Origin of the sequence: Hydrogenophaga sp. NH-16 (assembly GCF_004006415.1) — a bacterium.
In the GTDB taxonomy this organism is placed as follows: Bacteria; Pseudomonadota; Gammaproteobacteria; order Burkholderiales; family Burkholderiaceae_C; genus Hydrogenophaga; species Hydrogenophaga pseudoflava.
In genome coordinates, this window is sequence record NZ_CP029344.1 from 2,910,962 (window position 1) to 2,930,233 (window position 19,272).

Consider the following 19,272-nt stretch of genomic DNA (forward strand, 5'->3'; position numbering starts at 1 on the left):
TGACGGTGGAATGAACAAGGATTAAGGAACAAGGGCGACTGTCCGCGCCAGCCGGAAACCGGCTGGTTTCGATAAACGCCATGCGAACATATTGACAGAACGGTGGTTAGTTAGGAGCACAAGCCGAAGCACGCCTTGCAAGCAGCCTGGTCACAGGCGCGGGCGTGTATTGCACACCCCATGACCTTCCCGACACCTATCGTTCAATGTCCTCGTACAGGGCGCGATAGCTGTCACGCAGCGGATGCTTTTGAATCTTGCCGGTGGAGGTCATCGGCAAGGCATCGACGATGCGGATCGCCTTGGGCACCTCAAAGCCACCGAGATGCTCCTTGCAGTGGTTGATCAACCCGGTCTCGTCGGCCTGCGCCCCTGGCTTGAGCACCACGAAGGCTGTGACCGCCTCGATCCAGCGCGGGTGCGGCAAACCTACCGCCGCCACATTGGCCACCGCCGGGTGGCGCAGCAACGTGGCCTCGACCTTGATGGACGGCACGTTCTCGCCACCGGTCTTGATCATGTCCTTCTTGCGGTCCCTGAACATCATCTGGCCATCGACCCACATGCCGAGGTCACCGGTGTGGTGCCAGCCGAAAGCGCGTGCCTCGGCGGTGGCTTCGGGATTTTTGTAGTAACCCTCCATCACGTTCGGACCGCGGTGCACGATCTCGCCGACCTCGCCGGGGCCGAGCAGCTGGCCCGCGTCGTCCATCACCGCCGTGTCGTTGATCAATGCACTGACGCCCCAGTAGGAACCAAAGCGTTTAAGCTGCTCTTCCGGCCGGAAGGCCATGGTGAGCGGGTACATCTCGGTCTGACCGGTGGCCAATGAGTAATTCGGGCAGAACTCGGCGATCAGGCGGCGCAGCAGGGTCTCGGCCATGGGCGCCATGGCGTACACGCACATGCGCAGGCTCGACAGGTCGCGCCCCGGGCGCGAGGGATGATCGAGCATGGCCTGGTGCATCAGCGGCAAGCCCACCAGCAAGGTCACCCGTTCACGCTCGATGGCGTCGAGCATGGCTGCGGGGTCGAATGCGCGCATCACAATCACCGTGCCGCCGCCCGCCAGCACGCCGCACATCAGCGTGTGCTGGGCGCAATGAAAGAGGGGCAGCACGGCAATGTTCACGGCATCGCGCCACACCCCCAACTCAAGCGCGTTGTTCATCGCTGCCATCACCACCGACAAATGGCTTTGCATCACCCCCTTAGGGCGGCCGGTGGTTCCGCTGGTGTACATGATCTGGGCTACGTCGCGGTCATGAATTTCGACCTCGGACTCAGTGGCAGACTGCGCAGCAATCGCAGCAGCGAAGCTGCTAAAAGCCCCAGCCCCCTCGCCTTCCAGCACCCATCCGCGACCGGGCTGCGCCTCGATGACTGCACGCAACTCCGGGCGCACCAGCAGAGCGGCATCCACCAGCAGGAAGCGCGCCTCAGAGTGGTCGATGATGTAGCGAACGTCATCCAGCCCCAGGCCTGTGTTGATCGGCACCCAGATCAGGCCGGCGCGATGGATGCCGAACATGGCCACCAGGAACTCAAGCGAGTTATTGCATAGCGTGGTCACGCGGTCACCTCGCACCAAGCCAGCGGCCAGCAAGGCATTGGCGCAGCGGGTCACGCGCTCATCGAGCTCACCGTAGCTCATGCGCTGATCGCCGAGCACGAACGCCGTCTTGGCGCGGTCTCGAGCTGCCGAGCGGCGCAGGAAGTCGCCGATGGCCACGCGGGCAATTGCGCCAGGGGATGGCACACCAGCGATGACGGAGGTTGATGGGTTCATGATCGATGTCTCCTGCATTTTGAATTGTTTGACCGGTGCCGCCGACCATCCTGCCAGGAACAAGCCTGGCCTCTGCTTTACCTCGGCATCCGCTGCGACCTATAACGCAGTCACCAATTCGGGCACCGCTGTGAACAGATCCGCCACCAGCCCATAGTCGGCCACCTGGAAGATCGGCGCTTCGGCGTCCTTGTTGATCGCAACGATCACCTTGCTGTCCTTCATGCCGGCCAGGTGTTGGATGGCGCCCGAGATGCCGACCGCCACGTACAACTGGGGTGCCACGATCTTGCCGGTCTGGCCGACCTGGTAGTCGTTGGGCGCGTAGCCGGCGTCGACGGCGGCGCGCGAGGCGCCGATCGCCGCGCCAAGCTTGTCGGCCAGCGGCTCCAGCACGGCGTGAAACTTGTCGGCCGCGCCCAGTCCGCGTCCGCCCGATACGATGACCGTTGCAGCGGCGAGTTCCGGGCGCTCCAGCTTCACCACCTCACGCCCGACCAGGGTGGTCAAGCCGAGATCGCCAGCCGCGTCCAGCGTCTCGACCGCTGCCGTGCCGCCCGAACCGACCGGGTCGAAGGCGGTGGTGCGAATGCTCAGCACCTTGATGGCATCCTTTGATTGCACGCGGGCCAGCGCGTTGCCGGCATAGAACGGGCGCAGGAAGGTGTCGGGCGACTCGATCGCGATCACGTCCGACACCTGGGAGGCGTCCAGCAAGGCCGCCACGCGCGGCAGCACGTTCTTGCCAAAGGCCGTCGCCGGTGCCAGCACATGGGTGTAGCCCGCATCGGCGCGCACGCGTGAGCGCACCAGCTCGGCCAGGCTCTCGGCCATATGGGCCTCGTAGTGCGCCGCGTCGGCGTGCAGCACCTTGGTGACACCCGCGACCGCCGCCGCAGCGTGGGCAACGGCCGCACAGTTGCTGCCCGCCACCAGCACATGGATGTCGCCGCCGATGCGCGTGGCCGCGGCAATCGTGTTCAGCGTGGCCGCTTTGAGTACGGCGTTGTCGTGTTCCGCAATGATCAGGGTTGTCATCAGATCACCTTCGCTTCTTCTTTGAGTCGTTTGACGAGTTCGGCCGTGTCGGCCACCTTGATGCCGGCCTTGCGGGTCGGCGGCTCGCTGACGTGCAGGGTCACGGTGCGCGGCGCGATGTCGATGCCGAGCTCGGCCGCCTTGATCACCTCCATCGGCTTTTTCTTGGCCTTCATGATGTTGGGCAGCGTGATGAAGCGCGGCTCGTTCAGGCGCAGGTCGGTCGTGATCACGGCCGGCAGCTTCATGGCCAGGGTTTCCAGGCCGCCGTCGATCTCGCGCGTGATGGTGGCGGTGTCGCCGCCGATCTGCACCTTGGAGGCGAAGCTGGCTTGGGCCCAGCCCATCAGCGCGCCAAACATTTGGCCAGTCTGGCCAGCGTCGTCATCAATCGCCTGCTTGCCGAAGATGGCGAACTGAACGCCCTCTTTTTGGGCCACATGCTGCATCAGCTTGGCCACCGCGAGCGGTTCGAGCGCGGCGTCGGTTTCAACCAGCACGGCGCGATCGGCGCCGATGGCCATCGCGCTGCGCAGCGTCTCCTGGCAAGCGGTCGGGCCACAGGACACGACGATCACTTCAGAAGCGACACCGGCCTCCCTGAGGCGCACCGCCTCTTCGCAGGCGATCTCGTCGAACGGGTTCATGGACAATTTCTGGTTCGCGAGATCGACTCCCGAACCGTCGGATTTGACGCGGGCCTTGACGTTGTAGTCCAGCACCCGCTTGACAGCGACCAATATCTTCACTTTATCTCCATAGGGGTAAAAAATAAACAATTCAAAACCGGCAAGAACGCAGCCCGAAGCCGGCCCCTTCAATCCCGGCTCACTCCCACTTCCAGTCCTTGTACATCTCCCGCAGCTTGGTCTTGAGGAACTTGCCGGTCGAAGTACGCGGGATTTCATTCACGAAAGCGAAACCTTCGGGCAACTGCCACTTGGCGAACGTCTTGGCCAGATGATCGCGAATCTCTTCCCCAGTGGCACTCATGCCAGGGCGCAACACCACCACCGCCAGCGGCCGCTCGGCCCAGCGCGGGTGCGGCACCGCGATCACAGATGCCTCCAGCACCGCCGGATGCCCCATCACGGCGTTTTCCAGATCGACCGAACTAATCCATTCGCCGCCCGACTTGATCAAATCCTTGGTGCGATCGGTCAACTGCAGAAAACCCTCGGAGTCGATGCAGCCGACATCACCTGTGCGCAGCCAGCCATCGGCAGTGAAGCTGCTTTCGTTGATGGGCAGATCGTGATAGGAGCCGGTAATCCATGACCCACGCACCTGAATCTCGCCGACCGACCGCCCATCCCACGGTACTTCACCGTTGTCGCCGACCAGCCGAATCTCAACCAATGGCGCGGCCATGCCCTGCTTGATACGGAAGGCATATTGCTCTTCCTTGGGCAGTGCCCGCATGGAGGGTTTGAGCGAGGACACGGTACCCAGCGGGGAAGTCTCGGTCATGCCCCAGGCAGTGCCAACTTCAAGACCAAACTCATCGAAGCCACGGAACAAGGATTCGGGCGCCGCAGAGCCGCCCACCATCATGCGCATGCCAGGCACCAGGTCGTACTTGCCCGGGTTTGCACGCAGCGTCTGCAGCAGCGACAACCAGATGGTGGGCACACCACCGGTGACAGTGACCCGCTCGCGCTGGTACAAGTCGAGCAGCGATTCTGAGTCGAGGTGCGGGCCGGGAAACACCTGCTTGGCACCGACGAAAGTTGAGACGAATGGCAAACCCCATGCGTTGGCGTGGAACATTGGCACCACCGGCAGCACTGTGTCAGTACCCGACACGTTGATCCCCCCTGGCAGTGCCGCCACGAGCGTGTGCAGCACGGTGGAGCGGTGCGAATAGACGACACCCTTGGGGCTGCCCGTGGTGCCCGAGGTGTAGCACATGCCGCAGGGCGCGTTTTCATCGACTTCAACACATTTGAAGTCATCGGTCGCTCCATCGATGAAGCCTTCATAGTCCTCGTACCCCTGCGGCACCGGCTTGCCTGTCAGCGGCACCACAATGATGCGCTCGAAGTTGACATCCTTGGCGAACTGCGCCAGCAACGGCAGCAAAACATCGTCGACGATCAGGAAACGGTCCTTGGCGTGGTTGACGATGAACGCAATGTCGTGCGGGAACAGGCGCAAGTTGAGGTTATGCATCACCGCGCCGGCCGCCGGAATGCCGAAGTAGCACTCGAGGTGGGCGTAATGGTTCCACATCAGGGTTGCGACCCGGTCACCGGGCTGGATGCCGGCCTTGACCAGCGCCTCGGCCAGACCCTTGGCCCGACGGTGGAAGTCGGCGTAGGTATGGCGATGCAGGGACTTGTCGGGCATCCTCGATACGATCTCCACCTTCGGGTGGTACAGCTTGGCCCGCTCCAGGAAATGATTGAGCGAGAGCGGCACTTGCATCATGGTCGATTTCATAGCTGCTTTTCTCCTGTTTAGCTTTCAATTCAAAGAAGGTACTGTTTCGGACGGCCCTGCTCCCGGGCTCTCCGAAGGGGTACCGATAGCCTTCGACCTACTTGCGCATGCCGCACCTTGCACATCGGATGCGACCACACGAGGAAACAGCATCGTGTACATGCGCTGCGCCAACGTGTCGATATCCAGACGCCCGCCAGGTCGGTACCACTGCGCCGTCCAGTTGAGGGCGCCGAGCACCGTCTGGCGCACCAGCACGACATCGGCATCGACCAGCCCCAGCGCCGCAGCCTCGCTGATCGGAGCCGTCCACAAGGCCTCGTAGGCGTCGCGCGATGCCATCACCCGGGTCTGGGCGGTCGGCGAAAGGCTGCGCCACTCGTAGAGCAGCACGGTCATGGCGTCGAGCCTCGTACCCAGCAATGCCTTCAGGTGGCTGCGCACCATCGACAGCAGCCGCTCGGGCAGGCGCGTCTCGCCAGCCAGCCCGTCGCGCACCGACTGCATGATGTCGCGAACGCCCTCCTCCATGATCGCCACCAGAAGTTCCTCCTTGGTGGCGAAGTGATAGAAAAGCGAGCCCGAAGTCATGCCCAACGCCTGGGCAATCTCGCGCACCGAGGTGCGCTCGTACCCCCGTTGCCGGAACTGGCTCGCCGCAGTCGCCAAAATCGCGTCTTTTCGCCCGTTGTCACGCACCTTTGCCATGACGTATACTATATCATCTAACAAGCGTTTGGTCGATATACTTATACTGGTTCTTGTTCATCGTGTGTTTGGCGCGTCTGGCGCCCGCCTGTGGAAATGAGCTCCCAGTGCACGCCTTGACCAGGCCAGTGTCACAGTGTTAATCAAATTTCAAGGACAGACCCATGCTCAACCGCACCCTCTTCGGTGAAGAACACGAACTCTTCCGGGACCAGGCCCGCCGCTTTCTGGCGGAAGAAGTCATTCCCCATCACGCTGGCTGGGAAACCGATGGCATCGTGCCGCGCGCCGTCTGGCGCAAGGCCGGCGCCGCGGGCCTGCTGTGCCCCGCCATACCCGAGCAATACGGCGGCGGTGGCGGCACGCGCCTGCACAGTGCCGTGCTGATCGAGGAAGTCGCGCGCGCCGGCACGAGTGGGATCGGCTTTGGCCTGCACTCCGACATCGTGGCACCTTACATCCTGGCCTACGGCACCGAGGAGCAAAAGCACAGCTGGCTGCCGAAAATGGCCACCGGCGAGGTGATTGGCGCCATCGCCATGACCGAGCCGGGCGCGGGCAGCGACCTGCAAAGCGTGCGCACCAGCGCGGTCCGTGACGGCGACGAACTGGTGATCAATGGTCAAAAGACCTTCATCACCAATGGCCAGAACGCCGACCTGGTGATCGTTGTCGCCAAGACCGACCCGACGCAAGGCGCCAAGGGAACCTCGCTGGTGCTGGTCGAGACCCATCGCCCCGGCTTCACGCGCGGGCGCAACCTCGAAAAGATCGGCATGAAGGCGCAGGACACCTCGGAACTCTTCTTCGAAGACGTGCGCGTGCCGGTCAGCAACATCCTCGGCGGCGAGGGCAAGGGCTTTTTCCTGCTGATGCAGGAACTGGCCTGGGAGCGCATGCAGATCGCCATCGGCGCGGTGGCGGGCGCCGAGGCCGCGCTCGAATGGACGCTGGCCTACACAAAGGATCGCAAGGCCTTCGGCCAGCGCGTGATCGATTTCCAGCACAACCGCTTCAAGCTCGCCGAAATGAAAACCGAGGTGCAGATCGCACAGGTCTTTGTCGACCGCCTGCTCGGCCTGCTGATGGATGGTCAGCTTGATGCCGCCACCGCCGCGATGGCCAAGTACTGGACCACCGACCTGCACTGCAAGGTGATCGACCAATGCCTGCAGATGTTCGGCGGCTTCGGCTACATGTGGGAGTACCCGATTGCCCGTGCCTATGCGGATGCGCGCGTCGCGCGCATCTACGGTGGCGCCAACGAAATCATGAAGGAAATCATCAGCCGTACGCTGTAGCACACGCCGCCAGCCGCTTTCCGCCATCTTGCCTATCGCTTCCACAGATTCAGAAAGAAGGAAACCCACCATGACCGAAACATTCATTTTTGATGCCGTGCGCACGCCGCGCGGCAAGGGCCGCAGCTCGGGTGCGCTGCACGGCAGCACGCCCATCAGTCTGGCCATCACCGCGCTGCAGGCGCTGCGCGACCGCAACACCCTGGACACCGCCTTCGTGGACGACATCATCCTCGGCTGCGTCGAACCCGCCGGCGAGCAAGGCGCCAACATCGCCCGCGTTGCGGCCATCGCCGCCGGGTACCACGAAAGCGCTGCCGGTGTGCAGATCAATCGCTTTTGCGCCTCGGGCCTGGAGGCCTGCAACATGGCCGCCGCCAAGGTGATGTCGGGCCAGTCGCCACTGGTCATCGGCGGCGGCGTCGAGAGCATGAGCCGTGTGCCCATGGGCACCAGCGGCGGCGCTTGGGCGGCTGACCCCGCGGTAGCGATTCCGACCTATTTTGTGCCGCAGGGCATTTCAGCCGATCTGATTGCCACCCTTTACGGCCACAGCCGCAACGATGTTGACAGCTACGCGGTCGAAAGCCAGCGCCGCGCGGCACTCGCCTGGGCCGAAGGCCGCTTCGCCAAGTCGATTGTTCCCGTCAAGGACGTGAACGGTTGCGTCGTACTGGATCGCGACGAACACATGCGCGCCGAAACCACGCTGGAGTCGCTGGCCAAGCTGGAGCCTGCGTTCAAGGTGCAGGGCGAGAAATACGGCTTCGACGCGGTGGCCATGCAGCGCTATCCGGAGATCGAGCGCATGGCGCACGTGCACCACGCCGGCAACTCGTCGGGCATTGTTGACGGCGCGGCCGCGGTGCTGATCGGCAACGCCGAGGCCGGCAAGCTGCTGGGCCTGAAAGCCCGTGCACGCATCCGCTCGTTCGCCTCCATCGGCAGCGAACCCACCATCATGCTGACCGGCCCCTCCTACTCGGCGGAAAAGGCGCTCAAGCTCGCCGGCATGAGGGCCAGCGACATCGACCTCTATGAACTGAACGAAGCCTTCGCCTCGGTCGTGCTGCGTTTCATGGAAGTGATGAACGTCCCGCACGACAAGATGAACGTCAACGGCGGTGCCATTGCCATGGGGCACCCGCTGGGCGCGACCGGCGCCATGATTCTGGGCACCGTGCTCGACGAACTCGAGCGGCGCAACCTGTCCACTGGCCTGATCACGCTGTGCGTGGGCGCCGGCATGGGCACCACCACCATCATCGAGCGCGTCTGAAGCCCCGGCACGACGCGATCCTCATCACAGACCTGGACCACCACCATGACTATTGACTACAAGGTTGATGCCGACGGCATCGCCACCATCACCTGGGCCATGCAGGACGTGCCGATGAACGTCCTCAACGGGCAATCCATTCCCGCCTTCGCCGACGCCGTGAAGCGTGCCCAAGCGGATTCTGCCGTCAAGGGCGTGGTCGTCACATCCTCCAAGCCCGAATTCATCGCCGGCGCCGACCTCAACATGATGCTCGCCATCACCGACGTGGCCGGCATGATGGACTTTGTCACCCAGTTGCACGCCCTGATGCGCGGCATTGAGAAAAGCGGCAAGCCCTTCGTCGCGGCCCTCAACGGCACCACGCTGGGCGGCGGCTACGAGGTCGCGCTGGCCTGCCACCGACGCATTGCCGCCGACAACCCTAAGGCCCTCATCGGCCTGCCCGAGGTGGGCCTTGGCCTACTGCCGGGCGGAGGCGGCACGCAGCGTCTGCCGCGCATGATCGGCGTGCGCAACGCGCTGCCCTTCCTGCTCGAAGGCAAAAAGCTCGCCCCGCAAAAAGCCCTGGAAGCGGGTCTGGTCGATGAAGTCGTGCCGGCCGACCAACTGCTGGCCCGCGCCAAGCAGTGGCTGCTGACCGACGGTGCCGCTGCCGCTGTTCAGCCCTGGGACCGCAAGGGTTTCAAGCTGCCGGGCGGCGCCGTGCAAAGCCCCATGGGCTACGAAACCTTCACCGCAGGCAACGCCATGCTGCGCGCCAAGACCTTTGGCAACTATCCCGCGCCCGAGGCGATCTTGAACTGCGTCTACAACGGCTGCCAGGTCGACATCGACACCGGCTGCAAGGTCGAGATGCGCGAGTTCGTCAAGCTGACGACCGGCAAAGAGGCCAAGAACATGATTCACTCGCTGTTCTTTGGCATTCCCGCCGCCAGCAAGCTGGCCTCCCGGCCCAAGGGCGTGCCTCAGGCCAGCTACCGCAAGGTCGGCATTCTGGGGGCTGGCATGATGGGCGCGGGCATTGCCTTCGCCGCCGCCGAGGTCGGCATGGAAGTGGTGCTGCTCGACAGCAGCACCGACAGCGCGGCCAAGGGCAAGGCCTACAGCGAGAACCTGTGGAACAAGCGCGTGGCCGCCAAGCGCATGACCGAGGCCGAGCGTGATGCCAAGCTCACCCTGATCAAACCGACCACCGACTTCGCCGACCTGGCAGGCTGTGACATCGTGGTCGAAGCGGTGTTTGAAGACCGCGCCATCAAGGCCGACGTGACGCGCAAGGCCGAGGCGGTGATCGCCCCCGGCGCCATCTTCGCCTCCAACACCTCCACCCTGCCCATCAGCGGGCTGGCCGAGGCGTCCGCACGTCCGGCCAATTTCATCGGCCTGCATTTCTTCTCCCCAGTCGACAAGATGCCGCTGGTGGAGATCATTCGCGGCCAGGCCACCAGTGATGAATGCCTGGCCCGTGCCATGGACTTCGTCAAGGCGATCCGCAAGACGCCCATCGTCGTCAATGACAGCCGCGGCTTCTACACCAGCCGGGTGTTCTCGACCTACGTCGGCGAAGGCCTGGCGCTGCTGGCCGAAGGCGTGAAGCCGGCGCTGATCGACAACGCCGGGCGCATGGCCGGCATGCCGGTGGGGCCGCTGGCGCTGGCCGACGAAGTCTCGCTCGAATTGATGGCGCGCATCCGGAAACAGACCGCCGCCGACCTCGGCAAGGCCTACCAGCGCAGCGCCATCGACGACGTCTGCGACCGCATGGTGGACAAGTTGGGACGACTGGGTAAAAAGACCGGTAAGGGTTTCTACGACTACCCGCAAGATGGCCAGAAGCAACTGTGGGCAGGCCTGGCGCAGGCGTTCCCGCTGGCGGCCACGCAACCCACGGTCGAAGAGGTCAAGCAACGCCTGATGTTCATCCAATCGGTCGAAACCGCGCGCTGCCTCGAAGAAAAAGTGCTGCTGGCGCCCATCGATGCCGATGTCGGCGCGATCCTGGGCTGGGGTTTCCCGGCCTACCTGGGCGGCCCGATCGGCCAGATCCACAGCCTGGGGCTGGCCGCTTTTGTCAAGGCCTGCGAGACCCTGGCCGAGCGGCACGGTGCGCGCTTTGCGCCGCCGCAACTGCTGCGCCGCATGGCCGATCAGGGTGAACGTTTTTACGACCTGTAAGAACGTACTCACGATCTAAGCAGGCCTGCTACCCCATTCGTTCACTGCGACCTTTCAGTTCAGCGAGAACCGCCCATGCCCGCCATTCAAAGTCAAGTCGATCCGCAGTCAGAGAGCTTCCGTCGCGAGCGCGCACAGATGCTCGCGCTGATCGACAGTTTCCGCACGCTCGAAGACCGTGTACGCAACACATCGAACAGCCAGGAAGCCAAGTTCCGCGCCCGCAAGCAGCTGCTGCCGCGCGAGCGCATCGCGCTGCTGCTCGACCGCGGCTCGTCATGGCTGGAGTTCTCGACCCTGGCCGGCTTCAGGATGCACGATGACGACGGCGAGAAGAACGTGCTGGGCGGCGGGATCATCTGCGGCATCGGGGTGGTGTCGGGCATCCGCTGCATGGTGATCGCCTCCGATAGCGCGATCAAGGGCGGCACCATCACACCAATGGGCATGAAGAAGAGCCTGCGCGCCGAAGCCATCGCACTGGAGAACAAACTGCCAGTGGTGCGACTGGTCGAGTCCGGCGGCGCCAACCTGATGCATGTGGGCGAGGTGTTCATTGAAGGCGGCCGCGGCTTTGCCAACCAGGCGCGGCTATCGGCCAGGGGCATTCCGCAGGTCTGCGTGATGCACGGCCACTCAACCGCCGGCGGCGCCTACCTGCCGGGCATGTCCGACTATGTGATCATGGTGCGCGGACGAGCCAAGGCTTTCCTGGCCGGCCCACCCTTGCTAAAAGCCGCCACCGGCGAAATCGCCACCGACGAAGAGCTGGGCGGCGCCGAGATGCACTGTTCGATGTCGGGCGTGGCCGAGTACTTGGCCGAGGACGATGCCGACGGCATCCGCATCGCGCGCGACATCCTGGCGCGGCTGCCCTGGAACGACCGCTTGCCGATGCGCGCGGTGAAGACCTGGAAAGAGCCGCGTTATCCGGTCGAGCAACTGGCCGGCGTCGTGCCCACCGACTTCCGCCAGCCCTATGACATGCGCGAGATGCTGGCACGGCTGATCGACGACTCCGACTTCCTTGAATTCAAGCCGCTGTATGGCTCCAGCACCGTGTGCGGCCACGGCGCCATCGAGGGACACCCATGCGGCTTCATCGGCAACAACGGCCCCATCGATCCGCAAGGCGCCACCAAGGCGACCCAGTTCATCCAGTTGTGCTGCCAGTCGGGCACCCCGATCGTCTACCTGCAGAACACCACCGGCTTCATGGTCGGCAAGGATGTGGAGCAGGTCGGCATGATCAAGCATGGCGCCAAGATGATCCAGGCCGTGGCCAATGCCACCGTGCCGCAAATCACCGTGATGACCGGTGCCTCCTTCGGTGCCGGCAACTACGGCATGTGTGGCCGTGCCTACGATCCGCGCTTCGTGTTCTCCTGGCCCAACGCGCGGGTGGCTGTGATGGGCGGCGAGCAGGCCGCGACCGTGATGCGCATAGTCACCGAAGAAAAATTTGCCCGCACCGGCAAGGAGCCACCCGCCGAAACCATGGCCACCATGAAAAGCGAGATCCTGGCACGTTTTGACCTCGAATCGCATTCGCTGTTTGCCACCGCGCGCCTGTGGGACGACGGCATCATCGACCCGCGCGACACCCGCCGCGCGCTCGCCACCACCCTGGCGGTGTGTCGCGAAGCCGCGTTGCGGCCACTGAACCCGAACACCTTTGGCGTGGCACGGATGTGAGAACCCCGATGAACTTCACCAAAATCCTGATTGCCAACCGCGGCGACCAGCCGACGCCAGTCGGCGCAGCGGCAAAGCCACATCGCATGGCACGCACAGCGTGCGCAGGGGATTTTTCCGCGGGAGCTGAGCATGTTTAAAAAAATCCTGATCGCCAACCGCGGAGAAATCGCCTGCCGGATCATCCGCACAGCCCAGGCCCTGGGCTACCGCACGGTGGCCGTTTACAGCGAAGCCGATGCGCGGGCGCTGCATGTCGCCCTGGCCGACGAGGCCGTGTGCATCGGCCCGGCGCCGGTACGCGAGAGCTACCTCAACGTTGCGGCGCTGCTGGCGGCGGCGCGCAGCACAGGCGCCGACGCGGTACACCCCGGCTACGGCTTCCTGTCCGAGAACGACGGCTTTGCGCAGGCTTGCCTGGACGCCGGGCTGGTGTTCATCGGCCCGGACCCGCAGGCCATCCTGAAAATGGGCAACAAGGCCGGCGCCAAACGCCTGATGCTGGCGGCGGGCGTGCCCTGCGTGCCGGGCTATCAGGGCACCGACCAATCCGATGCCACGCTGCTCACGAAAGCTGCCGAGATCGGTTTCCCGATCATGGTCAAGGCGGCGGCGGGCGGCGGCGGGCGCGGCATGCGGCTGGTCGAACACCCGCAAGACCTGGCGGTCGCCCTGGTCAGCGCCCGCTCGGAAGCCGGCAACGCCTTCGGCAGCGAAGAGCTCATCCTGGAGCGCGCGGTGATGGAGCCGCGCCACGTCGAAATCCAGGTCTTCGGCGACCAGCACGGCCACATCATCCACCTGGGCGAACGCGACTGCTCGATCCAGCGCCGGCACCAGAAGGTGTTCGAAGAAGCGCCCTCCCCGGCGGTCACGCCCGAGCTGCGCGCGCAAATGGGCGCGGCGGCGGTGGCGGCGGCGCGCACCGTGAACTACGTCGGCGCCGGCACGGTCGAGTTTCTGCTCGACCGCGAAGGGCGTTTCTACTTTCTGGAGATGAACACACGGCTGCAGGTCGAACACCCGGTGACCGAGTGCATCACCGGACTGGACCTGGTGGCCTGGCAGATCGCCGTGGCCCGTGGCGAGCCCTTGCCGCTGACGCAGGAGCAAGTGCAATTGAACGGGCACGCGATCGAAGTGCGCCTGTATGCCGAAGATCCCTACAACGGCTTCCTGCCGCAAAGTGGCGATGTTGCGCTCTGGCACCCGCCCACAGGCGAAGGCGTGCGCGTGGACCACGGCCTGGCATCGGGCCAGATCGTCAGCCCGCACTACGACCCCATGATCGCCAAAATCATTGCGCACGGTGCCACCCGCGACGAGGCCCGACGACGCCTGATCGGTGCGCTGCAACGCACCCGCCTGCTCGGCCTGCCCCACAACCGTGCCTTCCTCGAAGCCGTGGCCAGCCACCCGGCCTTCGCCGCTGGCGAAACGACCACGGCCTTCATCGCCCAGCACTTCGGCGCTGCGGCGCTGGTGCGGCCCCAGCCCGACTCGCTGGCGCTGGCGCTGGCCAGCACGCTGTGGTTCGAAGCCAGCGCCACGCCGGTCGCAGCCGCGCCCTGGCGCTCCTGCGGACCGGCACGCTGGCCCATGCTGATCGGCGAGGGCGAACACCGCCATGCCGTGCACATCACGGTCACTGGCACCCACCGCTACACGCTCGAGGTGGGCACGGCGCTGCACCACATCACCCTCAGCGGGCGCCAAGGCGAGTGCCTGCACCTGATCGCCGATGGCGTGCAACAGCACGCGGCTGCGGTGTTTGCCGGCGGCGTGTTGCACCTGGAACTGGGCGACCTGAGCGCCAGCTTTGAAGACCTGACCTATGACCCACCGGCCGCAGCTGCAGGCAGCGCGGAGTCACGTGTGCTCGCCCCCATGAATGGACGGGTACTGGCCGTTGACGTCCAACCTGGCGACACCGTCACCAAGGGGCAACGCCTGGTGGTGCTCGAAGCCATGAAGATGGAGCACCAACTGCTGGTCCGTCGCGACGGCGTGGTGGACCAAGTGGCGGTGCGCGCTGGCGACCAGGTGGCCACGCGCGCCTTGTTGGTGTCGCTGGTCGAGCAGCCTGATTGAGGCGCGCACCGCCCTGCACGCACGACACCCGCCACACCCACGAGGAGTAATACCCATGCCTGCCGAAACCCTGCCTGCCAAGAGTCCCTTCTATACGCCCGAGCACCTGGCGTTCCGCGACGCGATGCGCCGCTTCGTCGCCCGAGAAATCAGTCCGCACGTGGATGCCTGGGACGAAGCCGAGTCCTTTCCTGTCGATCTGTACCGCAAGGCGGCCGAAATCGGCCTGCTGGGCCTGGGTTTTCCGCAAAGCCATGGCGGCAACGACGGCGACCTGTTCATGACCATCATCGCCGCGCAGGAACTGGCGCGTTGCGGTGCTGGCGGTGTGCTGGCGAGTCTGCTGTCGCACACCATCGGCTGCCCGCCCATCGTCAACGTGGGCAGCGAGGCGCTCCAGCAGCGCGTCTTGCCGCCGGTGCTGCGGGGCGAGAAGATCAGCGCACTCGGCATCACCGAACCCTCCGGCGGTTCGGACGTGGCCAACCTCAAGACCACGGCGCGCCGGGATGGTGACCACTACGTCGTCAACGGCTCGAAAACCTTCATCACCTCCGGCATGCGCGCCGACTTCTACACCGTGGCGGTGCGCACCGGCGGGCCGGGGCCGGGCGGCGTGTCGCTGCTGCTGATCGAGAAAGGCACGCCCGGCTTTACGCAAACGCCCTTGAGAAAAATGGGCTGGTGGTGCTCCGACACCGCCACCCTGTATTTCGACAACTGCCGCGTGCCGGTGGAGAACCTGGTGGGGGTGGAAAACCAGGGCTTCAAAGCCATCATGAAGAATTTCAACCGCGAGCGCATCTTTCTCGCCGCCGGCGCCAACGGTTTTGCCCGTGTCTGCCTGGACGAGGCGCTGGCCTGGTCGCGTGAGCGCGAGATGTTTGGCGGCAAGTTGATCGACCAGCAGGTCACCCGCCACAAACTCGCCGACATGGCCATGCGCGTCGAGGCGACCCAGGCCATGCTGGAATTGCTCGCCTGGCGCGTCGAACAGGGCGACACGCCGGTGGGCGAAATCTGCCTGCTGAAAAACCAGGCCACCCAGACCATGGCCTATTGCGCCAGCGAGGCGGTGCAACTGCACGGCGGCGCCGGTTTCATGCGCGGCGTCAAGGTGGAGCGCATTTACCGCGAAGTCAAGGTCAACGCCATCGGTGGCGGCGCCGAAGAAGTGATGCGCGACCTGGCGGCGCGACAGCTCGGGTTTTACGCCTGATCTGGATGGACCTATGAGCCGCTCTCAATCCCCTGAGCAACCCAAGTCGGACCCGGCGCTGCCCGAGGCCATGCGCCTGGCCCTGGCGAACGCGCCAGCGCCTGACTGCACGCACGGCTTCCCCCGCGCCTGGTGGCGCCACCTCGGCGCCAGTGGCCTGCTCGGCGTGGGCTTCGACAGCGACGGTGGGGCGCCCGTAGCGGACTCCGCGCTGGTCAGCGCGCTGGCCGGCATCGTCGCCCGGGAATCCGCCAGTCTGGGGCTGGGCATGGCGTGGATGATGCAGCAAATGCTGGCGCGCTTCGTGCTGTCGCCGAATCTGCGCAGCGACCGGCATCGTGCGCTGCTGCAATCCATGGCGGTCGGCGACACCCTGCTGGCACTCGCGATCTCCGAGCCCGGCACCGGCGCACACCCCAAACACCTGAGCTGCCGGGCGGTACGGGACGGCGACGACTGGCTTCTTGACGGCCACAAGGCCTTCGTCAGCAACGGCCCGGCCGCCGATGCCATCATCGTGCTGGCCGTCAGCGGCGAAAAAGAAGGGCGCAAGCGCTTCGATGCTTTCGTCGTTGAGGCCAACACACCGGGCCTGACCCGCGAACTGGACGACAAAGTGCGCGGACTGGCGCCGCTGGGCCATTGCGGCCTGCGCCTGGTCGGCTGCCGGGTGCCGGAAAGCCAGCGCCTGGGCGAGCCTGGACAGGCTTTCGACACCATCGCTCGGCCGCTGCGCGCGATCGAAGACGCGCTGCTGCTGGGCCCGATGCTCGGCGCCATGCAAGCCGAGCTGGATACCCTGGCACGCTGGTTTCGCCATGCAGCCCGCACGCCGGCTTTGACCCGGGAGCTGGGTGGCTTGCAACTCGAACTCGACGCCCTCTCGCCCGTGGCACGCCATGCCGCCCAGCACCTGGACCAGCACGGGCCCGACGAGGCGCTGGCGGCGTTCAACCTGGGCGCGCGCCGCCTGTTTGATCGCTGGCAAGGCGCCTGTGAATCCTTTGCCGCAGCCCTGGACGACCATGAACCGGCCCTGCTCACCCTGGCGCGCGACCTGCGCCTGGTGCAGGGCATCGCCCGCAGCATCGCCGAATCCCGGCAATTCCAGGCCGGAGAAACCCTTTTGGAATCAACGACAACCCATGAAAACACTGCACCAAGCCCACTTTGATTCCGTTGACCGAGTCTCCAAAGCCTTCGCCTCGGTCGACTACATCGCCAGCCGCGAAATCGCCACCTCGGTCTACCTGGGCTTCAACCTGGAAAAGCCGATCCTGGTCGAAGGCCCGGCCGGCGTCGGCAAGACCGAACTGGCCAAGGGCATGGCCGAGATTCTCGACGTGCCCCTGATCCGCATGCAGTGTTACGAAGGCCTGGACGAATCCAAGGCTTTGTACGAGTGGAAATACGGCAAGCAATTGCTCTACACGCAACTGCTCAAGGACAAGCTGGGCGAGATGATGCAGGGCGCCGTCGGCCTGGCCGCCTCCATGGACAAGCTGCATGCGCACGACGACCTGTTTTTCAGCGAGCATTTCCTCGAACCGCGCCCGCTCTACCAGGCCTTGCACCAGGAGCGCGGCTGCGTGCTGCTGATCGACGAGATCGACAAGTCCGACCCCGAATTCGAGGCCTTCCTGCTCGAAGTGCTGTCCGACTTCCAGGTCTCGGTACCCGAACTCGGCACCATCAAGGCCAAGGTCAAGCCCCTCGTCTTTCTCACCAGCAACAACACGCGCGAAATGAGCGACGCGCTCAAGCGCCGCTGCCTGCACCTGCACATCTCCTTCCCCGAAGCCGCGCTGGAGCGGCGCATCCTGGAGCGGCGCGTGCCCGGCCTGTCGGCAACACTGAACCGGGAGCTGGTGGCCTTCATCCAGGCGGTGCGCCAGTTGGACCTGAAAAAACTGCCCTCGGTCAGCGAAACCATCGACTGGGCCAAGACGCTGCTGCTGCTGCACGCCGAACACCTGAACCTGGACGTGGTGCGCGACACGCTCAATGTCTTCCTCAAGTTCGAGCAAGACATCGCCACCGCCAACGCGCAGATGTCCACCCTGCTGCAACAAGCGCGCAAGGATGCGGAGAGTCCCCGTGCAAGCCACGCTTGAAGACTTTTTCAAGGCGCTGCGCGGCAGCGACCTTGAAATCCATCTCAACGCCCAGGTCGATGCGGCGCGTGCCGTCGAACTGGTGGGTTGGAGCGACCGCGCCCTGCTCAAGAGCGCGCTGGGCACCACGCTGGCCAAGACCACGGTCGACCGCGCCCTGTTCGACGAGGCCTTTGACCATTTCTTTCGTTTCAGCTCTTTTGAAAACCTGGCAGCCCCTGGCGGCGCGGTCCGGCCCGGCGTCCAACCCGGCGCCGACGCCACACCAGCGCAGGACCCGCCCGAGCAAAGCCCCAAAAACCAGACAGCCACCGGCTCCGGCGGGCCGGGCGGTTGCCAGGGCAGCGGTGGCCAGGCCTTGTCGCAGTTGTTGCTGTCGGGCGACTCGGCGGCGCTGGCCAAGCGCATGCAGGAAGCCGCGCGCGAGGTGGGCCTGACCGACATCTGGTTCTTCACGCAAAAGGGCTTTTACACCCAGAAGATCCAGCAGGCCATGGGCCTGGAACTGCTGGACCGCGAAATCTCTGACGCCAAACGCCAGACGCTGGCGCCCGAGCGCGCCAAGGAGCTTGAACTGGCGCGCAAGAAATTGTTCGAGGAGGTTCGCAATTTTGTCGAACGCAAACTCGCGCTCTTCGGCACGGCCCCGACGCGCCAGTTGCACGACGACTTCCTGCAAACGCAAAAGCTCTCCAACATCGAAAAGCGCGATTTCGCGCGCATGCACGTCATCGTCAGCAAAATCGCCAAGCGGCTGGCTGATCGCCACTCGCGGCGCAAGAAGCAGCGGGTGCGCGGCCAGCTCGACTTCCGCAAGACCCTGCGCAAGAACGCGGCCTACGACGGCGTGATGTTCGAGACCTTCTGGCGCTCCAAGGTGGTGGACCGGCCACGCGTGGTGGCCATTTGCGACGTCAGCGGCTCGGTGCGCCAGTACGCGCGCTTTCTGCTGCTGTTCCTGCACAGCCTGGGCGAGCAGGTCAGCGACGTGCGCAGTTTCGCCTTCACCAACCACCTGGTGGACGTGAGCGACACCTTCGAGCTGCTGCCGGTCGAGCAAGCGGTCGACAAAGTGATGCAGGCCGTGGGCGGCAGCGGCACCGACTACGGTCAAACCCTGCTCGATATTGAAGAACAATTGCTGGGCGACATCGACCGCCGCACCACGGTGCTGATCCTGGGCGACGCGCGCAACAACCGCGGCGAGGCGCATGTCGAGGTCATGAAGCAGCTTTATGAGCGCGCGCGCCGGGTGATCTGGCTCAATCCCGAGCCCACCTCGTTCTGGGGCCTGGGCGATTCGGAGATGAAGCGCTACGCGCCCTATTGCCACATCGCGCGCGAATGCAATTCCCTCACCCACCTGGAAAGCACACTCGACGCCTTGCTGCGCACCCATTCGGCCAGCGCGTAGAGCC

14 protein-coding genes are annotated in these 19,272 nt (G+C 64.7%); 9 read left to right on the plus strand and 5 right to left on the minus strand.

What is annotated here, in order from left to right; all coding sequences use genetic code 11:
* Nucleotides 1–196: 196 nt before the first annotated feature.
* The 5 genes from DD542_RS14035 to DD542_RS14055 all read right to left on the minus strand — a co-directional run bounded on the left by DD542_RS14035 (nt 197) and on the right by DD542_RS14055 (nt 5,977).
* A complete protein-coding gene (locus DD542_RS14035; protein WP_127806086.1) occupies nt 197–1,852 on the minus strand; it encodes an AMP-binding protein in 1,656 nt (551 codons plus the stop codon).
* A 36-nt stretch (nt 1,853–1,888) separates the two neighbouring features.
* Nucleotides 1,889–2,827, minus strand: coding sequence for an FAD-binding protein (locus tag DD542_RS14040; protein ID WP_127806087.1), 939 nt, complete (start codon nt 2,825–2,827; stop codon nt 1,889–1,891).
* Nucleotides 2,827–3,576: an electron transfer flavoprotein subunit beta/FixA family protein gene (locus DD542_RS14045; RefSeq protein ID WP_008905380.1), complete on the minus strand. Its 750-nt coding sequence runs from the start codon at nt 3,574–3,576 to the stop codon at nt 2,827–2,829. The genes DD542_RS14040 and DD542_RS14045 overlap by 1 nt, the downstream gene beginning before the upstream one ends.
* Before the next feature lie 79 nt (nt 3,577–3,655).
* Nucleotides 3,656–5,269 carry a long-chain fatty acid--CoA ligase gene (locus DD542_RS14050; RefSeq protein ID WP_127806088.1) on the minus strand — a complete coding sequence of 538 codons (1,614 nt, stop codon included), beginning with the start codon at nt 5,267–5,269 and terminating at the stop codon, nt 3,656–3,658.
* A 24-nt stretch (nt 5,270–5,293) separates the two neighbouring features.
* On the minus strand, nt 5,294–5,977 hold the full coding sequence (locus tag DD542_RS14055) for a TetR/AcrR family transcriptional regulator (RefSeq protein ID WP_127806089.1): 684 nt from the start codon (nt 5,975–5,977) through the stop codon (nt 5,294–5,296).
* Between the two features lie 164 nt (nt 5,978–6,141).
* Between DD542_RS14055 and DD542_RS14060 the strand changes: the two genes are divergently transcribed.
* The 9 genes from DD542_RS14060 (at nt 6,142) to DD542_RS14100 (ending at nt 19,268) form a co-directional block, all read left to right on the plus strand.
* Nucleotides 6,142–7,278, plus strand: a complete 1,137-nt coding sequence (locus DD542_RS14060; protein WP_127806090.1) for an acyl-CoA dehydrogenase family protein — start codon at nt 6,142–6,144, stop codon at nt 7,276–7,278.
* A 70-nt stretch (nt 7,279–7,348) separates the two neighbouring features.
* Entirely contained in the window at nt 7,349–8,557 is a 1,209-nt protein-coding gene (locus DD542_RS14065) for an acetyl-CoA C-acetyltransferase (protein WP_127806091.1), read from the plus strand.
* Nucleotides 8,558–8,602: 45 nt separating this feature from the next.
* The gene (locus DD542_RS14070) at nt 8,603–10,735 is read left to right on the plus strand and encodes a 3-hydroxyacyl-CoA dehydrogenase NAD-binding domain-containing protein (protein ID WP_127806092.1); all 2,133 of its coding nucleotides are present in this window, start codon (nt 8,603–8,605) and stop codon (nt 10,733–10,735) included.
* A gap of 75 nt (nt 10,736–10,810) precedes the next feature.
* Complete coding sequence (locus DD542_RS14075) at nt 10,811–12,430, plus strand: carboxyl transferase domain-containing protein (protein WP_127806093.1); 1,620 nt, start codon at nt 10,811–10,813, stop codon at nt 12,428–12,430.
* Nucleotides 12,431–12,562: 132 nt separating this feature from the next.
* The gene (locus DD542_RS14080; RefSeq protein WP_277750656.1) at nt 12,563–14,521 is read left to right on the plus strand and encodes an acetyl/propionyl/methylcrotonyl-CoA carboxylase subunit alpha; all 1,959 of its coding nucleotides are present in this window, start codon (nt 12,563–12,565) and stop codon (nt 14,519–14,521) included.
* A gap of 55 nt (nt 14,522–14,576) precedes the next feature.
* Complete coding sequence (locus DD542_RS14085) at nt 14,577–15,740, plus strand: acyl-CoA dehydrogenase family protein (protein ID WP_127806094.1); 1,164 nt, start codon at nt 14,577–14,579, stop codon at nt 15,738–15,740.
* Between the two features lie 13 nt (nt 15,741–15,753).
* Complete coding sequence (locus DD542_RS14090) at nt 15,754–16,914, plus strand: acyl-CoA dehydrogenase (RefSeq protein WP_127806095.1); 1,161 nt, start codon at nt 15,754–15,756, stop codon at nt 16,912–16,914.
* A complete protein-coding gene (locus DD542_RS14095) occupies nt 16,886–17,854 on the plus strand; it encodes a MoxR family ATPase (RefSeq protein WP_127806096.1) in 969 nt (322 codons plus the stop codon). The genes DD542_RS14090 and DD542_RS14095 overlap by 29 nt, the downstream gene beginning before the upstream one ends.
* Nucleotides 17,838–19,268, plus strand: a complete 1,431-nt coding sequence (locus DD542_RS14100; protein WP_164868402.1) for a VWA domain-containing protein — start codon at nt 17,838–17,840, stop codon at nt 19,266–19,268. Before DD542_RS14095 ends, DD542_RS14100 begins: the two co-directional genes overlap by 17 nt.
* Nucleotides 19,269–19,272 lie beyond the last annotated feature (4 nt).